20 protein-coding genes are annotated in these 20,935 nt (G+C 70.2%); 6 read left to right on the top strand and 14 right to left on the bottom strand.

Annotation, left to right across the window (positions count from 1 at the left end; all coding sequences use genetic code 11):
* Positions 1-35: 35 nt before the first annotated feature.
* The 3 genes from AB0I52_RS18300 to AB0I52_RS18290 all read left to right on the top strand — a co-directional run bounded on the left by AB0I52_RS18300 (position 36) and on the right by AB0I52_RS18290 (position 3,023).
* A complete protein-coding gene (locus AB0I52_RS18300) occupies positions 36-1,361 on the top strand; it encodes a DUF2252 domain-containing protein (protein WP_363073721.1) in 1,326 nt (441 codons plus the stop codon).
* Positions 1,362-1,424: 63 nt separating this feature from the next.
* The gene (locus AB0I52_RS18295) at positions 1,425-2,156 is read left to right on the top strand and encodes a hypothetical protein (RefSeq protein WP_363073719.1); all 732 of its coding nucleotides are present in this window, start codon (positions 1,425-1,427) and stop codon (positions 2,154-2,156) included.
* A gap of 51 nt (positions 2,157-2,207) precedes the next feature.
* Positions 2,208-3,023, top strand: coding sequence for a DsbA family protein (locus tag AB0I52_RS18290; protein ID WP_363073717.1), 816 nt, complete (start codon positions 2,208-2,210; stop codon positions 3,021-3,023).
* Positions 3,024-3,087: 64 nt separating this feature from the next.
* On the opposite strand, the gene AB0I52_RS18285 is transcribed toward AB0I52_RS18290, so the two are convergent.
* Positions 3,088-3,666 carry a dienelactone hydrolase family protein gene (locus AB0I52_RS18285; RefSeq protein ID WP_363073715.1) on the bottom strand — a complete coding sequence of 193 codons (579 nt, stop codon included), beginning with the start codon at positions 3,664-3,666 and terminating at the stop codon, positions 3,088-3,090.
* Between the two features lie 37 nt (positions 3,667-3,703).
* Here AB0I52_RS18285 and AB0I52_RS18280 point away from each other — a divergent pair, with 37 nt between their 5' ends.
* Complete coding sequence (locus tag AB0I52_RS18280; protein WP_363073737.1) at positions 3,704-4,825, top strand: mechanosensitive ion channel domain-containing protein; 1,122 nt, start codon at positions 3,704-3,706, stop codon at positions 4,823-4,825.
* Between the two features lie 21 nt (positions 4,826-4,846).
* On the opposite strand, the gene AB0I52_RS18275 is transcribed toward AB0I52_RS18280, so the two are convergent.
* Positions 4,847-6,433, bottom strand: coding sequence for a Na+/H+ antiporter (locus AB0I52_RS18275; RefSeq protein WP_363073713.1), 1,587 nt, complete (start codon positions 6,431-6,433; stop codon positions 4,847-4,849).
* Positions 6,434-6,574: 141 nt separating this feature from the next.
* Between AB0I52_RS18275 and AB0I52_RS18270 the strand changes: the two genes are divergently transcribed.
* The gene (locus AB0I52_RS18270; protein WP_363073711.1) at positions 6,575-6,754 is read left to right on the top strand and encodes a hypothetical protein; all 180 of its coding nucleotides are present in this window, start codon (positions 6,575-6,577) and stop codon (positions 6,752-6,754) included.
* Between the two features lie 23 nt (positions 6,755-6,777).
* On the opposite strand, the gene AB0I52_RS18265 is transcribed toward AB0I52_RS18270, so the two are convergent.
* The 4 genes from AB0I52_RS18265 to AB0I52_RS18250 are packed head-to-tail and all read right to left on the bottom strand — an operon-like array spanning position 6,778 to position 9,695.
* The gene (locus AB0I52_RS18265; RefSeq protein ID WP_363073709.1) at positions 6,778-7,260 is read right to left on the bottom strand and encodes a GNAT family N-acetyltransferase; all 483 of its coding nucleotides are present in this window, start codon (positions 7,258-7,260) and stop codon (positions 6,778-6,780) included.
* Positions 7,257-8,198 (bottom strand): RluA family pseudouridine synthase, encoded by a 942-nt coding sequence (locus tag AB0I52_RS18260; protein ID WP_363073707.1) that lies wholly within the window; start codon positions 8,196-8,198, stop codon positions 7,257-7,259. Before AB0I52_RS18260 ends, AB0I52_RS18265 begins: the two co-directional genes overlap by 4 nt.
* 42 nt (positions 8,199-8,240) lie before the next feature.
* Entirely contained in the window at positions 8,241-8,894 is a 654-nt protein-coding gene (gene lspA / locus AB0I52_RS18255; RefSeq protein WP_363073705.1) for a signal peptidase II, read from the bottom strand.
* 60 nt (positions 8,895-8,954) lie between these two features.
* Entirely contained in the window at positions 8,955-9,695 is a 741-nt protein-coding gene (locus tag AB0I52_RS18250; RefSeq protein ID WP_363073703.1) for a TraR/DksA C4-type zinc finger protein, read from the bottom strand.
* A gap of 573 nt (positions 9,696-10,268) precedes the next feature.
* Between AB0I52_RS18250 and ileS the strand changes: the two genes are divergently transcribed.
* Complete coding sequence (gene ileS, locus AB0I52_RS18245; RefSeq protein WP_363073701.1) at positions 10,269-13,451, top strand: isoleucine--tRNA ligase; 3,183 nt, start codon at positions 10,269-10,271, stop codon at positions 13,449-13,451.
* Between the two features lie 261 nt (positions 13,452-13,712).
* On the opposite strand, the gene AB0I52_RS18240 is transcribed toward ileS, so the two are convergent.
* From AB0I52_RS18240 to murG, 8 genes are all read right to left on the bottom strand, one after another.
* Positions 13,713-14,867 carry a DivIVA domain-containing protein gene (locus tag AB0I52_RS18240; RefSeq protein ID WP_363073699.1) on the bottom strand — a complete coding sequence of 385 codons (1,155 nt, stop codon included), beginning with the start codon at positions 14,865-14,867 and terminating at the stop codon, positions 13,713-13,715.
* Positions 14,868-14,916: 49 nt separating this feature from the next.
* Positions 14,917-15,201 carry a YggT family protein gene (locus tag AB0I52_RS18235; protein WP_145763008.1) on the bottom strand — a complete coding sequence of 95 codons (285 nt, stop codon included), beginning with the start codon at positions 15,199-15,201 and terminating at the stop codon, positions 14,917-14,919.
* Between the two features lie 71 nt (positions 15,202-15,272).
* Positions 15,273-15,884 carry a cell division protein SepF gene (sepF, locus tag AB0I52_RS18230; RefSeq protein WP_363073697.1) on the bottom strand — a complete coding sequence of 204 codons (612 nt, stop codon included), beginning with the start codon at positions 15,882-15,884 and terminating at the stop codon, positions 15,273-15,275.
* 125 nt (positions 15,885-16,009) lie between these two features.
* Positions 16,010-16,738 (bottom strand): YggS family pyridoxal phosphate-dependent enzyme, encoded by a 729-nt coding sequence (locus AB0I52_RS18225; RefSeq protein WP_363073695.1) that lies wholly within the window; start codon positions 16,736-16,738, stop codon positions 16,010-16,012.
* Positions 16,739-16,744: 6 nt separating this feature from the next.
* Positions 16,745-17,503, bottom strand: coding sequence for a peptidoglycan editing factor PgeF (pgeF, locus tag AB0I52_RS18220; protein ID WP_363073693.1), 759 nt, complete (start codon positions 17,501-17,503; stop codon positions 16,745-16,747).
* On the bottom strand, positions 17,500-18,714 hold the full coding sequence (ftsZ, locus tag AB0I52_RS18215) for a cell division protein FtsZ (protein ID WP_363073691.1): 1,215 nt from the start codon (positions 18,712-18,714) through the stop codon (positions 17,500-17,502). Before ftsZ ends, pgeF begins: the two co-directional genes overlap by 4 nt.
* A 276-nt stretch (positions 18,715-18,990) precedes the next feature.
* Positions 18,991-19,785 carry an FtsQ-type POTRA domain-containing protein gene (locus tag AB0I52_RS18210; RefSeq protein ID WP_363073689.1) on the bottom strand — a complete coding sequence of 265 codons (795 nt, stop codon included), beginning with the start codon at positions 19,783-19,785 and terminating at the stop codon, positions 18,991-18,993.
* A 50-nt stretch (positions 19,786-19,835) separates the two neighbouring features.
* Positions 19,836-20,930: an undecaprenyldiphospho-muramoylpentapeptide beta-N-acetylglucosaminyltransferase gene (murG, locus tag AB0I52_RS18205; protein WP_362953603.1), complete on the bottom strand. Its 1,095-nt coding sequence runs from the start codon at positions 20,928-20,930 to the stop codon at positions 19,836-19,838.
* Positions 20,931-20,935: the final 5 nt, after the last annotated feature.

The raw sequence follows: 20,935 nt of genomic DNA, 5'->3' as shown, positions 1-20,935 counted from the left end.
CGTCATGCACGCCAGGTACCAGGAGGCACCCAGAGATGTCGGAAACGCAGACCGGCGCAGCGCGGCGCGGGGAGCAGATCCTTGAGGTCTTCGACACCGCCTTCGGGGAGCTGCTGGCCGCCGACCCGGCTGCGTTCCGGGTCAAGTTCCGCAAGATGGCGGGCTCGGCCTTCGCCTTCTACCGGGGCACGGCGTGCCTGTTCTACGGCGACCTGGAGCGGGAGCGGCACGGCGGTCCGTATCTCGACGAGCGCACCGGCCGGGTGTGGATCCACGGCGATCTGCACGCGGAGAATTTCGGCACGTACATGGATGCCAACGGCCGGCTGGTCTTCAATGTGAACGACTTCGACGAGGCGTACGTCGGCCCGTTCACCTGGGACCTCAAGCGCTTCGCCGCGTCGGTCGCCCTGATCGGTTACGCGAAGGCGCTGGGCGACGACCAGATCACCGAGCTCGTCCGGATCTACGCGGCGGCCTACCGCGAGCGGATCCACGCGCTGGCGACGGGCGCGAAGAACGACGAGGTGCCGCCGTTCACCCTGGACACCGCCGAGGGCCCGCTGCTGGGGGCGCTGCGCGACGCCCGGTCGCTGACCCGGTTCTCGCTGCTGGACTCGATGACCGAGATCCGTGACTTCGAGCGCCGCTTCGCGGACGGCGCGGGCGCGATCGACCTGGACGCGGCGACGCGCTACAAGGTCCTCGCGGCGTTCGACGGCTACCTGGAGACGCTGCCGGATTCGAGCCTGACCCGCCCCGACTCCTACCGGGTCAAGGACGTCGTCGGCAGGCGCGGGATCGGCATCGGCTCGGCCGGCCTGCCCTCGTACAACATCCTTCTGGAGGGCAACAGCGACGCCCTGGAGAACGATGTGGTGATCTACCTCAAGCAGGCGCAGACCCCCGCGGTCTCCCGGCACATCACGGACGCGGCCGTACGGGACTACTTCCAGCACGAGGGGCACCGCACGGTGATCTCGCAGCGTGCCCTCCAGGCGCACGCCGACCCGTGGCTGGGGTGGACCGAGCTGGACGGGTCCGGTCAGCTGGTCGCCGAGGTGTCGCCGTACGCGGTCGATCTGGACTGGTCCGACATCGACGAGCCCGACGAGATCGCGGCGGTCGTCGCCGACCTCGGCCGGGCGACGGCGACGATGCACTCCGCGGCGGACGACGAGAGCGGCCACTCGCTGGTGCCGTTCTCCACCGAGCGGGCGATCGACGCGGCGATCGCGGCGGACGAGGAGGGCTTCGGGGACCTGCTGGTGGACTTCGCCCACAGTTACGGTGCCAGGGCGCGCGCGGACCACCAGATCTTCGTGGACCTGTTCCGCAACGGCCGGATCCCGGGGCTGTGAGCCCCCACTGGGGCGGGACCCTTTAGGGCTCGCATACAGGTTCGCATGCGACACTCCTCGACGATGGACATATCCGGGACGCAGCTCAGGGTCGTACGCGCGGCGCTCTTCACAGCGCTCGTCGTGACGCTCTCCGCTGCCTCCCATGTGCTGCTCTCCCGGGTCCCGCTGCCGCTGACCCTCGTCGCCGCACTGGCCGGCGGGGTCTTCGCCGTCGCGTACGCGCTGGCCGGCCGGGAGCGCGGCTTCGGGGCGATCGCCGGGCTGCTGGTGCCGCTGGAGCTGGCCGCCGACACCGTCTTCACCACCGGTCAACACCTCTGTTACGGCGCTGCGGGCGGCCCGATCGCCGGTCCGCTGCGTTCGGTGGGCGTCGATGTGTTCTGCGGCGGCGGAGACCTGGGCGCGGGCGCTGCCCAGTTCGGCAACGTCGGCGAGCTGGGCACCCCGCTGGCCTCGGTGACCGGCGCCGGGCACGGTGCCGCCGCGCTGCTGGCCTCCCCGGGCCCGCTGGTGCCGTGGCTGCTGCTGGCCGCCCACGTCACGGTCGGGCTGCTCGCCGCGGCCTGGCTCCACCGGGGCGAGCTGGCGCTCGCCGGTCTGCTGGGAGCCTTCGCGCTGCTGGCGTTCCGGCCGCTGCTGGTCGCGGTCGCGGTGGTGGGCACGGCCCGTCACCGCGTGCGCCGCGCGGCACGGCCCGTGCCCCGGGGCCCCCACGCGCACGCGACCGCCCGCCTCCTCGTGCACTCCGTGGGACGGAGGGGACCCCCGCGCTCGGCCTGCGCCACCGCCTGAGCACACGAGTCCCTGACGACGCACCACCCCACACCTCACGGAGAACCGACCATGAGCAACCGCAACAGCCAGGCCAACAAGTCCGCCGCCCGCGAGCGGCTGCGCGCCGAGCGCGACCGCCAGGCCAAGAAGGACAAGACCCGCCGTCAGGTGGTCGTCGGCGTCTCGGTGGTCGCCGTCCTGGCGATCGCCGCAGGCGTCAGCTACGGCGTGATGCAGCTGAACAAGCCCGACCACTGGGACGAGGCGAAGGACGCCAAGAGCGTCACCGCCCCGAAGAACACCTCGGGCAAGGACGGCACGACCGTCGTCATCGGCAAGTCGACGGCCAAGAAGACCCTGGAGCTGTACGAGGACTCCCGCTGCCCGATCTGCGCCACGTTCGAGCAGGCGGTCGGCGAGACGGTCCACAAGGACGTGGACGCGGGCAAGTACAAGATCAAGTACGTCGGTGCCACGTTCATCGACAACAGCGACAGCGGCGAGGGCTCGAAGAACGCGCTGAGCGCGCTGGGCGCCGCCCTCGACGTCAGCCCCGAGGCGTTCCTCGACTACAAGTACGCCCTCTACTCCGCGAAGTACCACCCGCAGGAGACCGAGGACAAGTTCAAGGACGACTCGTACCTGATCAAGATCGCCGACACGGTGGACGCCCTGAAGGGCAACGCCGCGTTCCAGAAGAGCGTCAAGGACGGCACGTACGACGCCTGGGCGATGAAGATGTCCGGGGCCTTCGACAAGAGCGGCGTGCAGGGGACCCCGACGCTCAAGATGGACGGCAAGACGCTGACCGGCTCGGACAAGAAGAACGCTCCGATGACGGCCGACGACTTCAGCACCGCGATCACCGCGGCACTGAAGGGCTGATCCGTTCCGCACCCCCGAGGGGCCCCGCGCGCCGCTTCCGTGCGCCGCGGGGCCCCTCGCGTCCTCACAGCGTGGCGAGGAAGCCGATCGCGACCTTCCAGGCCAGCTCGGCCGATGCCTGGTCGAAGTCCGGCAGTTCCGCGTCGGTGAACACGTGGCCCGCGCCGGGGTAGCGGTAGATCTCGACGTCGGCGCCGGTCCGCTGCATCTGGAGGTACCAGGAGTTCAGCCAGTCGTGCGTCTCGTACGGGTCCGGGTCCGCGACGTGCAGCTGTACGGGCAGCTCGTCAACCGAGGCGCTCGAAGCGATGTCCGACGTGCCGTGGAAGAGCAGCAGCCCGCGCGCCTTCGCGTCCCCGAGCGCCAGCGTCTGGGCGATGGACGCGCCGAGCGAGAAGCCCGCGTAGACCAGTCCGGAGTCGGAGTAGGGCGCGGCGGCCAGCACGGCCCGCTTCAGCAGCTCCTCCTTGCCCGTCTCCTGCTGGAAGACCAGTCCTTCCTCGACGGTCCCGAAGGTGTGCCCCGCGAAGATATCGGGCACGCGCACCTCGTGCCCGGCTGCACGCAGCCGGTCGGCGGCAGCGTGCACCGAGGGGCGCAGACCGTACGTCGAGTGGAAAAGCATGATGTTCATGACGCCCATGGTGCCAGTTACCGTCGAGAGCTTGGAGAGCGACAGGATGGAGAACCTACTGCGTCCGCTGACCGTCGTCGGCGGTTCGGTAGTGATCACGCTGGCGGTCGGACGGCTGGTCGACCTGCTGCTCAGACGGGCCGACGGGCGGCATCACGAGACCCCGTTGTGGGGTCTGCTGAGGCGCTGCGGGATACCGTTCCAGCTCGCGTTGTGCACGGCGCTGCTGCGGGCCGGCTACACCCACACCCGGCTCGACCTGATCAAGGACCACCGCACGGGCATCGGACAGGTGCTGACGCTGGTGATGATCGGCGCCTCGGCCTGGCTGGTGCTGCGGATCGCCATCGCGGTGGTGGACTCGGTGTACGCGCGCTACGCGGCGAACACCCGGGACCCGGCGCGGGTGCGGCGGGTGCGGACGCAGGTGACGCTGATCCAGCGGGTGGTCACCGCGGTCGTGACGACGGTCGCCGTCGCCGCGATGCTGCTGACGTTCCCGGCCATGCGGGCGGTGGGCACCTCGATGCTGGCGTCGGCCGGTGTCCTCGGCATCGTCGCGGGTGTCGCCGCCCAGTCCACGCTCGGCAACCTCTTCGCGGGCCTGCAGATCGCCTTCGGCGACATGGTGCGGATCGGTGACACGGTGGTGGTCGACGGGGAGTGGGGCACGATCGAGGAGATCACGCTGACCTTCCTCGCGGTACGGACCTGGGACGAGCGCCGGATCACGATGCCGGTCTCGTACTTCACCAGCCAGCCCTTCGAGAACTGGTCGCGCGGCGGGGCCCAGATGACCGGTTCGGTCTTCTTCCACCTGGACCACTCGGCGCCGGTCGCCGCGATGCGCGAACAGCTGCGGGACATCCTGGGCGACTGCGCCGCGTGGGACGGCCGGAACTGGTCGCTGGCCGTCACCGACACCACCCCGTCCACCGTCGTGGTGCGCGCGGTGGTCACGGCGAAGGACGCGGACGACATCTGGACGGTGCGCTGCGCGGTCCGGGAGCAGCTGATCGGCTGGCTGCGCGATCACCATCCGTACGCCCTGCCGCGCATCGCGACGGCGCCCGCGGCGCTGCCGCCCGAGGACCGGTGGCCGCTCGGGTCCCACCCGAACGGGAAGCCGGGGAAGCGGGACAGGGCGCCGCGCACCGGGCGCGGCTGACCGGCCCGCCCCGGGACCGGGTCAGCGCAGGCTGCGTACGTCCAGCTGCCGCAGCACCCGGTCGACGATCTCGGGGTCGGCCCCGGCCTCGCTGCGCGCGGAGAGCACCGCGTGGCGGGCGGCCGACAGCATCTCGCGCTGGATGCGGCTGATCTCCTTGAACCGCTCGGCGCGCTTCGCGTACGCCTCGCGCCGCTCGTCGTCGACCATGTCGGGGCTGATCCGCGCGCCCACGTCGTAGGCCAGCCGCTGGAGGCGCTCCACGACGTCCTCGGGAAACTCCTCGACCTCCTGGATCTCCTTGAGCCGCTGTCTGGCGGCCCTGGCGGCCCGGATCGCGAGGTCCTTCTCCAGTGCCTCCTCGGCGTCGGTGTCCGCCCTGACCCGCAGCTTGCGCACCAGCCACGGCAGGGTCAGGCCCTGGAGGACCAGGGTGACCATGATCACGGCGAAGGCGATGAAGACGATCTCGTCACGGCCCGGGAAGGGCTTTCCGTCGTCCGTCTTCAGCGGGATCGCGAGGGCCAGCGCGACCGACGCCACCCCGCGCATCCCGGCCCACCACATGACGACGGTCTCCCGCCAGCCGGTGGGGATCTCCTCGCTGACGTCGCGGCGGGTGTGCAGCCGCTTGGCGAGCCAGGTCGCGGGCAGCAGATAGAGCAGCCGGACGCCGACGACGACCGCGACGACGGCCAGGGCCCAGCCGGCCATCTCCAGTTCGCGCCCGTCGGCGGTCCCGAAGACGTTGTGCAGTTCGAGGCCGATCAGCCCGAAGGCGACCCCGGTGACGAGGGTGTCGACGATCTCCCAGAAGGTGCGGCCGGTGAGCCGGCCCAGGACGTCGTCGGCGTCGGCGGTGTGCTCGGCGAGGAAGAGCGCGGTGGTGAGGACGGCGAGGACGCCCGAGCCCATCAGCTCCTCGGCGAGCACATAGCTGACGAACGGCACCAGCAGGGTGAGCCCGACCTGGAGCGTGGCATCGCCGAGCAGCCCCATGAGCTTGATGGTGAGCCAGCCGAGCGCGACGCCCACCGCCACGGCGACGACCGCGGACAGGATCAGCAGCCCGAACGCCTCCGGCAGCGAGAAGGTGCCGCTCACCGCGGCCGCGATCGCCACGTGGTAGAGCACGATCGCGGTCACGTCGTTGAACAGCCCCTCGCCCTCCAGGATGGAGACGAGCCTGCGGGGCAGTCCGACCGAACCCGCGACGGCGGTCGCCGCGACCGGGTCGGGCGGTGCGACGAGCGCGCCGAGCGCGACGGCGGCGGCGATGGGCAGCCCGGGGACGATGGCGTTCGCCACCGCGGCCACGGCCGCCGTCGTCAGGAAGACCAGCGCCACGGCCAGCAGGAAGATCGGTCGTTTATTGGCGGCGAACTGCCGCCAGGAGGTGCGCTGCACGGAGGCGTAGAGCAGCGGCGGAAGCAGCGCGGGAAGGATGATCTCAGGCGGGATGTCCACATTCGGCACGAAGCTGAGGAAGGCCATCCCGACGCCCACGAGCGTCATCAGCACCGGCGCGGGGAGCCCGAGCCGGTCCCCCAGCGGGACGGTGACCACCGCCCCCAGCAACAGCAGGAGCAACAGGGCCATTTGGTCCACGAGGTGCCTTCCGGAGCGCGGCGAGCCGGCCTCGGTGATCGGCCGATCCGGGATTCAAGCCTGCCACGCACGTCACGCGAAACCGGCAACACCCCCGCCGCACAGCCCTCCTGGCCGATCATTCCGCCGGGGGCCTTCCTCGTGGACGCCGACCGGTCGGACGGTGTCACGCGCTGGGTACGGGTCCACAGCGAGGCGGGCACCCCGCTGACCCTGGACCCCTCGGTCCGGGGCCCGGTCGAGGTACGGGACGGCCGCGGCCGCCCGCCGCGCGATGTGCCGTCGAACGGGGTGTGGACGAAATGGGGCCTGCCGGGCTGACCCGGGGCCGGCCGCCGGAGGTCTCAGCCGTTCAGCGCGCGGCGCATCGCCCGGTGCGGGATGCCCGCGTCCGGGAACTCGGGCCCGTAGGCCTCGTAGCCGAGCCGTTCGTAGAAGCCGAGCGCGTGCGTCTGGGCGTGCAGGTCGACGGCGGCGAGGCCGAGGTCACGGCCCGCGTCCTCGATGGCCCGCACCAGCGCCGCGCCGACCCCGAGGCCGCGCGCCCCGCTGGTCACCGCGAGCCGGCCGAGCGAGCCGACCGTGAGGTCACCGCCGGTCTTCGCCACCGCGACCGGGCCGTGCAGCAGCCGTCCGGTGCCGAGCGCCGTGCCGTCCGCCGCGACGGCGATGACGTGCACGGCGTCCGCGTCGTAGGCGTCGTACTCGATCTCCTCGGGCACGTTCTGCTCACCGACGAAGACGTCCTTGCGGACCTGGAAGCAGGCGGCGCGGTCCTGCTCCCCGGCGGCGGTGCGGGTGGTGTACGAGAGGGGCGTGCCGGTCATTCGCTCTCCGCCGCGATCCGGTCCAGGGCCTGCTGGAGGTCGTCCGGGTAGGTGCTGGAGAACTCCACCCAGCGGCCGTCCGAGGGGTGCTCGAAGCCGAGCCGGACGGCGTGCAGCCACTGCCGGGTCAGGCCCAGCCGCTTGGCCATCGTCGGGTCGGCGCCATAGGTCAGGTCGCCGACGCAGGGGTGGCGGTGGGCGGACATGTGCACCCGGATCTGATGCGTGCGGCCGGTCTCCAGCTTGATGTCCAGGAGGCTGGCGGCGCGGTACGCCTCGATCAGGTCGTAGTGCGTGACCGACGGCTTGCCCTCGGCGACGACCGCCCACTTGTAGTCGTGGGTGGGGTGGCGGCCGATGGGGGCGTCGATGGTGCCGCTCATCGGGTCCGGGTGGCCCTGGACCAGCGCGTGGTACTTCTTGTCGACGACCCGGTCCCGGAACTGGGCCTTCAGCAGGGTGTAGGCGCGCTCGGACTTGGCGACGACCATCAGCCCCGAGGTGCCGACGTCGAGCCGGTGCACGATGCCCTGGCGCTCGGCGGCGCCCGAGGTGGAGATCCGGTACCCGGCGGCGGCGAGGCCGCCGATGACGGTGGTGCCGGTCCAGCCGGGGCTCGGATGCGCGGCGACGCCGACCGGCTTCATGATCACGACGATGTCCTCGTCGTCGTGGACGATCTCCATGCCCTCGACGGGCTCGGCGACGATCTGCACCGGTGCGGGAGCCTGCGGCATCTCCACTTCCAGCCAGGCGCCGCCGTGCACCCGTTCGGACTTCCCGGCCACCGAACCGTCCACCTGTACCTTCCCGGCGGCGGCCAGCTCTGCGGCCTTGGTGCGGGAGAAACCGAACATGCGGGAAATGGCGGCGTCGACACGCTCGCCTTCCAGGCCATCGGGTACGGGCAGGGTTCGGATATCGGGATGCGTACTCACCTGTCGAGTATGCCTTGCGCGTCCTAATCCTTGTGCCGCGTCCTAATCCTTGTGCACGGTGCCGTCGGGGTCCAGGCCCTTGAAGGAGAGGATCACGATCAGGATGCCGCCGCAGACGATCGAGGAGTCGGCCAGGTTGAAGACGGCGAAGTGGGCGGGGGCGATGAAGTCGACCACCGCGCCCTCCATGACGCCCGGCGCCCGGAAGATGCGGTCGGTGAGGTTGCCCAGCGCACCGCCGAGCAGCAAGCCCAGGGCGATGGCCCACGGCAGGCTGTAGAGCTTGCGCGCGAGCCGTGCGATCACCACGATGACGGTCGCCGCGATGATCGTGAAGATGATCGTGAAGGCCTCGCCGATACCGAACGCGGCTCCGGCGTTGCGGATCGCGTCGAGCCTGAGCCAGCTGCCGAAGATCTCGATCGGCTCCTGGTGCTCCAGCTTCGCCACCACGAGCATCTTGCTGCCCAGGTCGAGCAGGTAGGCGAGGACGGCGACGCAGAAGAGCAGGATGATCCGGCGCCGGCGCGTGGCCGGCGAACGGTCGACCGCCGCCTCGCCGTCCTCGGCCGCGGCGCTGTCCGCCGCCTGCCCGTCCGATGCCCCGGCCCCGTCGCTCTGCTCCGGCTCGGTGCCTTCGTCTCCCTCAGCCTCAGGGATGTCCGGCGTACCGATGATGCTCTCCGCCTCTGCCACGTGAGTCCCTCAACCTAGTTCCCGACTGAGGACGAGCGTACGACACACGGCGGACAGACCCTAGCCGCGTCGCTCCTGCTTCTGCTTGTCCTCGACACACAGGGTGGCCCGGGGGAACGCCTGCATCCGCGCCTTTCCGATCGGATTGCCGCAGATCTCGCAGAGCCCGTACGTCCCCGCGTCGAGGCGGGTGAGCGCGCGCTCGGTCTGTTCCAGCATCTCCTGGGCGTTGGCGGCGAGCGACATCTCGTGCTCGCGGGTGATGTTCTTGGTGCCGGTGTCCGCCTCGTCGTCACCCGCCCCGTCGCCGGAGTCCCGCATCAGCCCGGCCAGGGCCAGGCCCGAGGCCTCCAGCTCGTCGCGCAGCCGCGTGATCTCGCCGGTCAGCTCGGACCTGGCGGCCGCGACCTCCTCCGCCGTCCAGGGGTCCTCGCCCGGCCGTACGGCCAGTTCCCCAGGCGTGGTCGCGGCGGCGCGGGCCGGGGGCACGGGGGCCGCGCTCCGGCCGGCGGTCCGGGTCCTGGCCGCGCTCTTCTTGGCTGCCACCGTGTGGGCTCCCGTCTGCTCGGCGGCCTCGGCCGCCCCCGTGGCCGCCGCGGCGGCCTTCTTCGAAGCCTTCTGGGCCGTGGACTTCCCGGCCGCACTCTTCCTCGGCGCGGCCTTCTTCGCCGCCGCCTTCTTGGTCGCCGTTTTCCTGGGCGCCGCCTTCTCGGCAGCCTTCTGCGTCGCGTTGTCCTCGGCGGCCTCGCCCGTGGATCGCGCCGACGCCGTCTTCTTTACGGCGGTCTTCTTCGCCACCATGGCCGCGGCCCCTTCACGCATTGTGATCTTGCTCGCGAGTCGTGCTGGGACGATAAGTCGACCCCAGCCCCGCGGCAACGGGGCACGCCGCCGAATCGCCCCTCCTCGTGTCCGGATCACAGCGCGCCTGAATCCGTTGTGCCCAGCTCCCCGCCCGGTAATCCGCCTTCCGCTCCCCCGCCGGGCCCCACCAGGACTCCGTACGCCGGGTCTGGCCATTCGGGTCACGCCGGGGCCCGTTGTTGAACCGGTCGGCCGTCACACCCCTGGGCCCGTACACTGACGGCAGCGAGAGGCGTGGATGGGACGAGTAGCGTCGTACGCAGCCAGGAGCGACCCGGGGACGGTGGGAGCCCGGGGGCGAGCGCGTCGTGAAGATCACCCGGAGCCGCCGGAGGAAAGCTTTGGACCGTGGGCCCGGCCCACGGGCGCAAGGCGAGTAGAACCGGCTTCGCACCCCAATGAGGGGGCCGCGGGCGCACGCCCGGGGCCAAGGAGGGTGGTACCGCGGGAGCCCGACCGGTTCTCGTCCCTCCGACGGAAGTGGAATACGTCCGCCGGAGGAAGCCGCACATGACATCGCCGCAGTACCGCCAGGTACCCGCCCAGGTCGACCTGCCCGCTCTGGAGCACGCAGTGCTCGACTTCTGGCGCGAGAGCAAGGTCTTCACCAAGACCCTGGAGCAGTCCGAGGGCCGCCCCGAGTGGGTCTTCTACGAGGGCCCGCCGACCGCCAACGGAATGCCGGGCGCCCACCACATCGAGGCCCGCGTCTTCAAGGACGTCTTCCCGCGCTTCCGCACCATGCAGGGTTACCACGTCGGCCGCAAGGCCGGCTGGGACTGCCACGGTCTGCCGGTCGAGCTCGCGGTCGAGAAGGAGCTGGGCTTCAACGGCAAGAAGGACATCGAGGCGTACGGCATCGCCGAGTTCAACGCCAAGTGCCGGGAGTCGGTGACCCGGTACACCGACGCCTTCACCGAGCTCACGACCCGGATGGGCTACTGGGTCGACCTCGACGACGCGTACCGCACGATGGACCCCGAGTACGTCGAGTCGGTGTGGTGGTCGCTGAAGGAGATCTTCAACAAGGACCTGCTGGTCCAGGACCACCGCGTCGCCCCCTGGTGCCCGCGCTGCGGTACCGGCCTCTCGGACCACGAACTGGCTCAGGGGTACGAGACGGTCGTCGACCCGTCGGTCTTCGTGCGCTTCCCGCTCACCTCCGGCCCGCTGGCCGGCGAGGCCGCCCTCCTGGTCTGGACGACGACGCCCTGGACCCTGGTCTCCAACACCGCCGTCGCCGTGCACCCCGAGGTGGACTACGTGGTCGCGACGAACGGCGAGGAGAAGCTCGTCGTCGCCCGGCCGCTCGTCGAGAAGGCACTGGGCGAGGGCTGGGAGGTGACCGGCCGGTCGTTCACCGGCCGCGAGATGGAGCGCTGGACGTACGATCGCCCGTTCGCCCTCGTCGACTTTCCGAGCGTCAGCGAGGGAAGCAACGGACACAGCCCCGCGCCCGCCCACTACGTCGTCAACGCCGAGTACGTGACGACCGAGGACGGTACGGGTCTGGTCCACCAGTCCCCCGCCTTCGGCGCCGACGACCTCCTGGTCTGCAAGGCGTACGGGCTGCCGGTGGTGAACCCGGTCCGCCCCGACGGCACCTTCGAGGAGGACCTGCCGCTGGTCGGCGGCGTCTTCTTCAAGAAGGCCGACGAGGCGCTCACCGCGGACCTCGCGGACCGCGGCCTGCTCTTCCGGCACGTCCCGTACGAGCACAGCTACCCGCACTGCTGGCGCTGCCACACCGCGCTGCTCTACTACGCGCAGCCGTCCTGGTACATCCGCACGACCGCCGTCAAGGACCGGCTCCTGGAGGAGAACCAGAAGACCAACTGGTTCCCCGAGTCGGTCAAGAACGGCCGGTACGGCGACTGGCTGAACAACAACATCGACTGGGCGCTGTCCCGCAACCGCTACTGGGGCACCCCGCTGCCGATCTGGCGCTGCGAGGACGACCACCTCACCTGCGTCGGTTCGCGCGCCGAGCTGAGCGAGCTGACCGGCAGCGACCTCTCCGGCCTCGACCCGCACCGGCCGTTCATCGACGAGATCACGTTCACGTGCTCGCACGAGAGCTGCCAGCTGGAGGCGTACCGCGTCCCCGAGGTCATCGACGCCTGGTACGACTCGGGCTCGATGCCGTTCGCTCAGTGGGGCTACCCGCACAAGAACAAGGAGATCTTCGAGAGCCGTTACCCGGCGCAGTTCATCTCGGAGGCCATCGACCAGACGCGCGGGTGGTTCTACACGCTGATGGCGATCGGCACCCTGGTCTTCGACAAGTCGTCCTACGAGAACGTGGTCTGCCTGGGCCACATCCTCGCCGAGGACGGCCGCAAGATGTCCAAGCACCTGGGCAACACCCTCGAACCGGTCCCGCTGATGGACCAGCACGGCGCCGACGCCGTGCGCTGGTTCATGGCGGCCGGCGGCTCCCCGTGGGCGGCGCGGCGCGTCGGCCACGGCACGATCCAGGAGGTCGTCCGCAAGACGCTCCTGACGTACTGGAACACGGTCGCCTTCCAGGCGCTGTACGCGCGTACGTCGAACTGGGCGCCGTCCGCGGCCGATCCGGCCCCGGCCGACCGCACGGTCCTGGACCGCTGGCTGCTGAGCGAGCTGAACGCCCTGACCGACCAGGTCACCCAGGCGCTGGAGAACTACGACACCCAGCGCGCCGGCAAGCTGCTCTCGGGGTTCGTCGACGACCTGTCCAACTGGTACGTGCGCCGCTCCCGCCGCCGCTTCTGGCAGGGCGACAAGGCTGCGCTGCGCACCCTGCACGAGGTCATCGAGACGGTCACCCGGCTGATGGCGCCGATGACGCCGTTCATCACCGAGCGGGTCTGGCAGGACCTGATCGTGCCGGTCGCCCCGGACGCCCCGGAGTCGGTCCACCTCGCCGACTGGCCGAAGGCGGACCTGGCGGCCATCGATCCCGCGCTCTCGACGCAGATGGCGCTGGTGCGCCGGCTGGTCGAGCTGGGCCGGGCCACCCGCGCCGAGTCGGGCGTCAAGACCCGGCAGCCGCTGTCCCGGGCCCTGGTCGCGGCCTCGGGCTTCGAGAGCCTCTCCCCCGCGCTGCACGCCCAGATCACCGAGGAGCTGAACGTCTCCTCGGTGGCGTCCCTCTCCGAGGTCGGCGGTTCGCTGGTCGACACGACGGCGAAGGCGAACTTCCGGGCGCTGGGCAAGCGGTTCGGCAAGGGCGTCCAGGCGGTGGCCAAGGCCGTCGCGAACGCCGACGCCGCCGCGCTGTCGCTGGCCCTGCGCGAGGGCACGGCATCGGTCGAGGTCGACGGCGAGACGGTGTCGCTGGCCCCGGACGAGGTCATCATCACGGAGACCCCGCGCGAGGGCTGGTCGGTCGCGTCCGACTCGGGCGCCACGGTCGCCCTGGACCTGGAGATCACTCCGGAGCTGCGGCGTGCGGGCCTGGCCCGTGACGCCATCCGCCTCATCCAGGAGGCCCGCAAGAACAGCGGCCTGGACGTGGCGGACCGGATCGCCGTCCGCTGGACGTCCACGTCGCCCGCGACGGCCGAGGCCCTGACCGAGCACGCGTCCCTGATCGCGGACGAGGTCCTGGCCCTGGACTACGCACAGGGCGAGGCGGACGCGGCGTACGGCGAGCCGTTCGAGGACGAGGGCCTGTCCCTGACGTTCCGCCTCCGCAAGACGGAGCGGTAACCCACAGCGCCTGAAGGGCCCGGCCGGAGCACATCCGGCCGGGCCCTTCGCTGTTCCCCCATCACCGAGCCACATCACCCCTGCGTCGATTGCCGAGCCACCTCAAGCCCCTCCGGCGATTGAGGAGCGGGGGTCCGGGGGCGGAGCCCCCCCGAGGGACCCCGGTGGCCGCCGCCACGGCAAAGGGCCGGGCCCCGGGGAAAACCCCGGGGCCCGGCCCTCAGCCTGCCGACGGCTACGCGCTCACCGCGCGACAGCCGCTCAGTTGTCGTCCTCGTCGATCAGGAACCCGCGCATCGGCGAAGGCGCCTGCTGCATCGGCTGCGGCGCCTGCGGCCGTACCGGTGCCATCGGCTGGGTCATCGCCGGGGACATCTGCTGCTGGCCACCGTACGAGGGCGCACCGCCCATGGACGGGTTGCCGCCCATCTGCGGGTTGCCGTGACCGCCGTGGTTGCCGCCCATGGTGTGGCCCATGGCACCCGCACCGGCCGGAGCCAGCGAGGGCGACGGCGGCAGCGAAGCGGTCGCCGGGGTCCGCGGCGGAGCGAGCGAGTCGTCCGCCTGGGTCTCCAGCTGACGCAGCTGGCTCTCCAGGTAGGACTTCAGACGCGTCCGGTACTCGCGCTCGAAGCCACGCAGGTCCTCGACCTTGCGCTCCAGCGTCGCGCGGGCCGACTCCAGGGAGCCCATCGCCACGCGGTGCTTCTCCTGCGCGTCCCGCTCCAGGGCGTCCGCCTTGGCACGCGCGTCGCGCTCCAGGCCCTCGGCACGGCTGCGCGCCTCGCCGACGATCTTGTTGGCCTCGGAACGGGCCTCCGCGATCGCCTGGTCGGCGGTCTGCTGCGCCAGGGAGAGGACACGCGCGGCGCTGTCGCCGCCGGGGCCCTGCTGCTGCATCTGCGGCGGCTGCTGTTGCTGCTGCTGCTGCATCTGCTGCATCTGCTGCTGCTGGGGGTTGTGACCGCCCATGGGGCCGCCCATCGGGCCACCCATGGGACCGCCCTGCATCGGGCCGGGGCCGTGCGGGCCCTGCGGACCGGGGCCGTGCGGGCCCTGGGGCCCGTGACCGCTGGGACCGGCGGGCAGCTGCGGAGCGCCACCAGGCAGCTGGGGCGGACCCATCTGCGGGGGCTGCTGCTGCTGGACCGGCGGACCAGATATGGCGGCCGGCACCGGTGCGCCGGGCCGGTCCTGCTGCTCCGGCTTGCGCATACCTTGCTGCTGCTGGTTCTGCGCGGCGGCACGCGTGGCGGCGGCCAGCTTGGCGCGCAGGTCCTCGTTCTCACGGAGCAGGCGGGTCAGCTCCGATTCGACCTCGTCGAGGAAGGCATCAACCTCGTCCTCGTCATAGCCTTCTCGGAGGCGGACCGTCGTGAACTGCTTGTTCCGCACGTCCTCGGGGGTCAGCGGCATCTCTTCTTCACCTCTACGTAGTCGTCGGCAGTCGGCAAGACCGTATCGCTCACAACCTGATCACGACGCTGATCAGGATGGAAACGATGATCATCAGAACGAAGAAGGACAGGTCGAGTGCCACGCCCCCGAGACGCAGCGGCGGGATGAACCGCCGCAGGAGCTTGAGCGGTGGATCGGTGATCGTGTAGGTGGCCTCAAGAACGATCACCATCGGCTTGCCCGGCTGCCATGAACGTGCGAACTGAAAGACGTAGTCCATGACAAGCCGGAAGATCAGCACGATGAGGAAACACATCAACGCGATGTAGACAACACTTTGAGCGACGCCCATCCTCGCGCTTCCCTCTCCCCTGGCTCTCGTAGCTCCGGCCTCTCGGCCGGGTTGTTCCCGGTGTCGTGTTCTCAGCTCTGGTTGAAGAATCCGCCCTCTGCGATGCGGGCCTTGTCCTCCGCCGTGACATCGACGTTAGCAGGCGACAACAGAAAGACCTTCTGCGTCACTCGCTCAATGCTGCCATGAAGACCGAAGACGAGTCCCGCGGCAAAGTCGACAAGTCGCTTCGCGTCCGTGTCGTCCATCTCCGTGAGATTCATGATCACCGGAGTGCCCTCACGGAAGTGTTCCCCGATGGTACGGGCCTCGTTGTAGGTCCTGGGGTGCAGCGTGGTGATGCGGTAGGGCTCCCGCTCGGACACAACCTTGGGCATGATCACCGGTGCGTTCTTCTCCAAGTTCGAGCGTTCAGGTGTGATGGATGCCACGGGGGCGATTCGGGCGGGTCGCTCTCGCTCGACCGGGATCTGAACCGGCTCCCGCTGCGCCGGAGGCTGCACCGCTCGTACCGGTTCGTCCCGTTCCCGCTCCACCTGATGCGCTGGCTGGTGCCGGCGCCGGTCCCGCTCGGGTTCCGGCTCGGGTTCGAATTCGTCGTCGGGGTCGAACCCCGGACCGTCGTACCCATCGTCCTCCACGAGGCCGAGGTAGACCGCCATCTTGCGCATCGCGCCGGCCATGCTCTGAGTCCTCCGCTCTGTGGTGGATCGGCATCTGTCACCAAGTGCCCGCGATCCACTGTGGCCTATCCGCCGTGGGCGGTAATGACCATATTTTCTGCTGTGGTCCGACTTGCTTGGCGACGTTACCCGAGCCCGGGTCGGACTCCGAGTACCGCAGTACCGACGCGCACATGTGTCGCTCCGGCCGCAACCGCGTCCTCGAGGTCCGCACTCATCCCTGCGGAGACCATGTTCGCAGCCGGATGGTTCCCGCGCAGCCGGGATGAGATTTCCATCAGCCGGTCGAACGCCGCCCGTTGCCTGCCGGCGAACGGCCCGGCGAGCGGCGCGACGGTCATCAGGCCGGTCAGCCGCAGCCCCGGGGCGGATTCGACCGCGGCGGCCAACTCCTCGATCCCGTCGGGCGCGACGCCGCCCCGCTCCCCCCGTTCACCGCTCTCCGCGTCGAGCGCGACCTGGATGAGACACCCGAGTTCACGCCCGTCACGGCCGTCACGCGCGGTCGCCGCGGAGAGTGACGTCACCAGCTTGGCACGGTCCACCGACTGCACGACATCGGCATAACTCACCACAGAACGAACCTTATTCGTCTGCAATTGACCGACAAAATGCCATGTGAGGGACAGATCAGCACATGCGGCGGCCTTGGGGGCCGCGTCCTGGTCGCGATTCTCCGCGACATGGCGCACGCCGAGTTCGTACAGAATCCGCACATCGCTCGCGGGGTAGGTCTTGGTGACCACGATGAGGGTCACCTCTTCCCGCTCGCGGCCGGCGGCGGCGCAGGCGGAAGCGATGCGTTCCTCCACCTGTGCGAGGTTTGCTGCGAGTTGTGTCTTACGGTCCGTCATGCCCTATCAGTCCAACCAGACATATCCGGCGAGCCGCCCCGTGGTGCGGTCGCGTCGGTACGAGAAATGGTCGCCCGATTCGAGAGTGCAGACGGGCGACATGTGCCGGTCGGTGACTCCGAGGGCATCGAGCTGGGCATGGACTCCGGCCGTGACGTCCACGGCCGGGGTCCCCCAGCTGGTCTCCGACCAGGAGGCGGGGACGCTCGCGGCGACCTCGTCCCGCATGGCGGCCGGGACCTCGTAACACCGTCCGCAGACGGCCGGCCCGGTGCGGGCGATGATCCGCGCGGCGTCCGCGCCGAGCCGGACCATGGCCCCGATCGCGGCGGGCACGACTCCGGCGACCAGACCGGGACGCCCCGCGTGTGCCGCCGCGACGATCCCGGCGACCGGGTCGGCGAGGAGTACGGGGGTGCAGTCCGCGGTGAGGACGGCGAGCGGGAGTCCGCGCCGCGCGGTCACCACCGCGTCCACGGCGGGAATCCCGGGGGCGCCGCCCCACGGTCCGTCGACCACGGCGACGTCCCGGCCGTGGACCTGGTTCATCCAGACGACCCGTGCCGGGTCGAGACCGCGGCTGTGGGCGGCGCGCTCGCGGTTGGCGAGAACGGCGGCAGGGTCGTCTCCGACCGCGCCGCCGAGGTTGAGCTCCGCATACGGGGCGGCGCTCACTCCGCCCCACCTGTCGGTGAAGGAGAAGTGGGCGCCGCCCCCTGAAGAAACTGAATCCTTCGAGTTCACTGCGTGTTGCGGACCTATCACTTCAAGAAGTCCGGAACATCCAGCTCTTCCGCCTGGGAGTCCTGGTAGGGACGGGCCGGCGGGACGTGCGGCGGAGCGACCGGCGGAAGGTGGCTCTCATGGGCCACCGGCACCGGATCGCTCTGGACCGGGGTCTCCTCGCGCGGGGACACGGAGCCCAGTCCGCTCGTCTGGCGCACGGGCTCGGCGGCCCGGACCGGCGGAGCCGACTCCTCACGCTTGGTGGAGTTCGCGCCCAGGACGTTCTCGCGACGGGTCGGCGGCTGTCCGCCGTCGAAGCCCGCGGCGATCACGGTGACCCGCACCTCGTCGCCCAGTGCGTCGTCGATGACCGCACCGAAGATGATGTTCGCCTCGGGGTGCGCCGCCTCGCTCACCAGCTGGGCGGCCTCGTTGATCTCGAAGAGACCGAGGTCGCTGCCGCCGGAGATGGAGAGCAGGACACCGCGGGCGCCGTCGATGGACGCCTCCAGGAGCGGCGAGGAGATCGCCATCTCGGCCGCTGCCACCGCACGGTCGTCGCCGCGCGCCGAGCCGATGCCCATGAGTGCCGATCCGGCCTCGGACATGACCGACTTGACGTCGGCGAAGTCGAGGTTGATCAGCCCCGGGGTGGTGATGAGGTCGGTGATGCCCTGGACACCCGAGAGCAGCACCTGGTCGGCCGACTTGAACGCGTCGAGCACGCTGACCTGGCGGTCCGAGATGGACAGCAGTCGGTCGTTGGGAATGACGATGAGGGTGTCGACCTCTTCGCGGAGTTCGGCGATGCCGTCCTCCGCCTGGTTGGCGCGACGCCTGCCCTCGAAGGTGAACGGGCGGGTGACCACGCCGATCGTCAGGGCGCCGAGCGAGCGCGCGATATTGGCGACGACGGGGGCGCCACCGGTGCCGGTGCCGCCGCCTTCGCCTGCGGTGACGAAGACCATGTCGGCCCCCTTGAGGACCTCCTCGATCTCTTCACGGTGGTCCTCTGCCGCCTTGCGACCGACGGCCGGGTTCGCCCCGGCGCCGAGGCCACGGGTGAGTTCACGGCCGACGTCGAGCTTGACGTCGGCGTCGCTCATCAACAGGGCTTGCGCATCAGTGTTGATCGCGATGAACTCGACGCCCTTGAGACCGACCTCGATCATTCGGTTGATGGCATTGACACCACCGCCGCCGACACCGATGACCTTGATGACTGCGAGGTAGTTCTGCGGTGCTGCCACGTCGAAGGCCTCTCGCCTCGAGTTACGTGTCGTCGCTTGGCGGTAGTCCCGCCGCGACGACGGATGCCGATTGGGACGGTCCGAACGCCGACCCAAACCCTAACGTTGAAGTTTAGGGTTACCAGTGTGTCTGCTTCATGGACTCTTCCGAACAGGACACTAAGTCGACAAGTGGCGCACGTTCAACGAACACGCCGAACCTCCCGTTTTTCTTTTCACCCTATGTGATCACCCGTAGCGCTGACCAACCAGGGTGCTGGCCAGGCCGAATGCGCGTCAACTGCCCGACACCGCAGGAGCGGTGGGTGCACTCACGTCGAAGTGTCCCGCTTTGGGAGCGGCTTTCATGAGCGCGGTGAGGACTTTCGCCTTCACCGCACCTTCTTCACCACTCCCCCAGATCACCTCACGGTCCCGGGTGAGTTCCAGGGAAACCGAATCGTACGAGGTGACCCGCACGACCTTGGTGTCCCTGGCGACGCCCTCCGGGAGGCCGCCGGCGACCCGGACCGCTTCCCGCACCAGCCGGTCGCTGCCGAAGCGGCGCAGACTCGCGGAGTGACCAGTGGTCAATTCCAGCAGAGGTACCCGCCGGGGCGCCTTGTCCACCGTGGCGAAGCGCACGCCCTTGGCGTCCACTTCAATGAACTTTGCGCCCTTTTTCACCAACAGAACCGGCTTTCGTTCGGTCACCTTAAGTCCGATGCCGTGCGGCCATGACCGTACGACATCCACCGAGTCGATACGAGGCAACTTCTGGCGCAACCGGTCCGCGATGGAATCCGTGTCCACGGAAATCAGTGGAGCACCCATCGGCACCGCCGCGGCGGCCTCCACCTCGGCAGGTGACAGTACGTCGACACCGGTGATCCGGACCTGTTCGGTCCGGAGCCAGGACGAGCCGTAGAGCACCCACACCACGCCGGATCCGAGCACCAGCACGGCCGCGGCGATCACGATCAGCAGGCTCCGCCGGGACATCCGGCGCCCCCGGGCGTCCGGGCGCGGCGGCCCCTCCGGGGTGTCCTCCTGGTGCGCTGCACCGCGCTTGGCGGTCGTCGGTCCGGCCACGCTCGCTCCTTACGCCGGGTCCGGGGGCGCCGCCCCCGGACCCGTCCGCCTCACGCGCCTCGGCGTGCGGCAATCGCCTCGTACACCATGCCGACCAGCAGGTCGTCGGCGTCCCGGCGGCCGAACTCGGCGGCAGCGCGGGACATTTCGTACAGTCGGTGCGGATCCGACAGCACCGGAAGGACGTTGCCCTGGACCCACTCGGGGGTGAGTGCCGCGTCGTCCACCAGCAGACCGCCGCCGGCGTTGACCACCGGCTGGGCGTTGAGCCGCTGTTCGCCGTTGCCGATCGGCAACGGGACGTAGGCGGCGGGAAGCCCGACGGCGGAGAGTTCAGCGACGGTCATCGCGCCCGCGCGGCAGAGCATCATGTCGGCCGCGGCGTACGCGAGGTCCATCCGGTCCACGTACGGTACCGGGATATAGGGCGGCATACCGGGCATGTTGTCCACGCGCGGCATTTCGTTCTTCGGACCGACCACGTGCAGGATCTGGATGCCGGAGCGCTGCATCAGCGGGGCGACCCGCTGGACCACCTCATTGAGGTGCCGGGCGCCCTGCGAGCCGCCGGAGACCAGCAGCGTCGGCAGGTTGGGGTCGAGCCCGAAGGCGGCACGCGCCTCCGGGCGGACCCGGGCCCGGTCCAGGGTGGCGATGGTGCGGCGCAGCGGGATGCCGATGTAGCGGGCACCGCGCAGCTTGCTGTCGGGGGTGGAGACGGCGACCCCGTGCGCGTACCGCGAACCGATCTTGTTGGCCAGGCCCGGCCGGGCGTTGGCCTCGTGCACCACGATCGGCACTCCGGCGCGTTTGGCGGCGAGGTAGCCGGGCAGCGCCACGTAGCCGCCGAATCCGACCACGCAGTCCGCCCTGGTGCGTTCCAGGATCTGCTCGGCGGCCTTGATGGTGCCGCGCAGCCGCCCCGGGACGGTGATGAGTTCGGGGGTGGGCTTGCGCGGCAGCGGCACGGCCGGGATCAGGGCGAGTTCGTACCCCCGCTCGGGTACCAGTTTTGTCTCAAGTCCGCGCTCCGTGCCGAGAGCGGTGATTCCCACGCTCGGGTCCTGCCTGCGCAGGGCGTCCGCGAGGGCAAGCGCGGGCTCGATGTGGCCGGCGGTCCCCCCACCGGCGAGTACGACATGCACCGAAA

This window comes from Streptomyces sp. NPDC050423, from assembly GCF_040655445.1.
GTDB lineage: Bacteria > Actinomycetota > Actinomycetes > Streptomycetales > Streptomycetaceae > Streptomyces.
The sequence above is the reverse complement of the archived record's forward strand: the minus strand, read 5'-3'. Positions and strand labels throughout refer to the sequence as shown.

Bases quoted from the DNA above. Each gene is read 5' to 3' on its own strand.
- AB0I52_RS18300 (WP_363073721.1), top strand. From the start codon at position 36: ATGTCGGAAACGCAGACCGGCGCAGCGCGGCGCGGGGAGCAGATCCTT.
- AB0I52_RS18295 (WP_363073719.1), top strand. From the start codon at position 1,425: ATGGACATATCCGGGACGCAGCTCAGGGTCGTACGCGCGGCGCTCTTC.
- AB0I52_RS18290 (WP_363073717.1), top strand. From the start codon at position 2,208: ATGAGCAACCGCAACAGCCAGGCCAACAAGTCCGCCGCCCGCGAGCGG.
- AB0I52_RS18285 (WP_363073715.1), bottom strand. From the start codon at position 3,666: ATGGGCGTCATGAACATCATGCTTTTCCACTCGACGTACGGTCTGCGC.
- AB0I52_RS18280 (WP_363073737.1), top strand. From the start codon at position 3,704: ATGGAGAACCTACTGCGTCCGCTGACCGTCGTCGGCGGTTCGGTAGTG.
- AB0I52_RS18265 (WP_363073709.1), bottom strand. From the start codon at position 7,260: ATGACCGGCACGCCCCTCTCGTACACCACCCGCACCGCCGCCGGGGAG.
- AB0I52_RS18250 (WP_363073703.1), bottom strand. From the start codon at position 9,695: ATGGTGGCGAAGAAGACCGCCGTAAAGAAGACGGCGTCGGCGCGATCC.
- ileS (WP_363073701.1), top strand. From the start codon at position 10,269: ATGACATCGCCGCAGTACCGCCAGGTACCCGCCCAGGTCGACCTGCCC.
- AB0I52_RS18240 (WP_363073699.1), bottom strand. From the start codon at position 14,867: ATGCCGCTGACCCCCGAGGACGTGCGGAACAAGCAGTTCACGACGGTC.
- AB0I52_RS18235 (WP_145763008.1), bottom strand. From the start codon at position 15,201: ATGGGCGTCGCTCAAAGTGTTGTCTACATCGCGTTGATGTGTTTCCTC.
- sepF (WP_363073697.1), bottom strand. From the start codon at position 15,884: ATGGCCGGCGCGATGCGCAAGATGGCGGTCTACCTCGGCCTCGTGGAG.
- AB0I52_RS18225 (WP_363073695.1), bottom strand. From the start codon at position 16,738: ATGACGGACCGTAAGACACAACTCGCAGCAAACCTCGCACAGGTGGAG.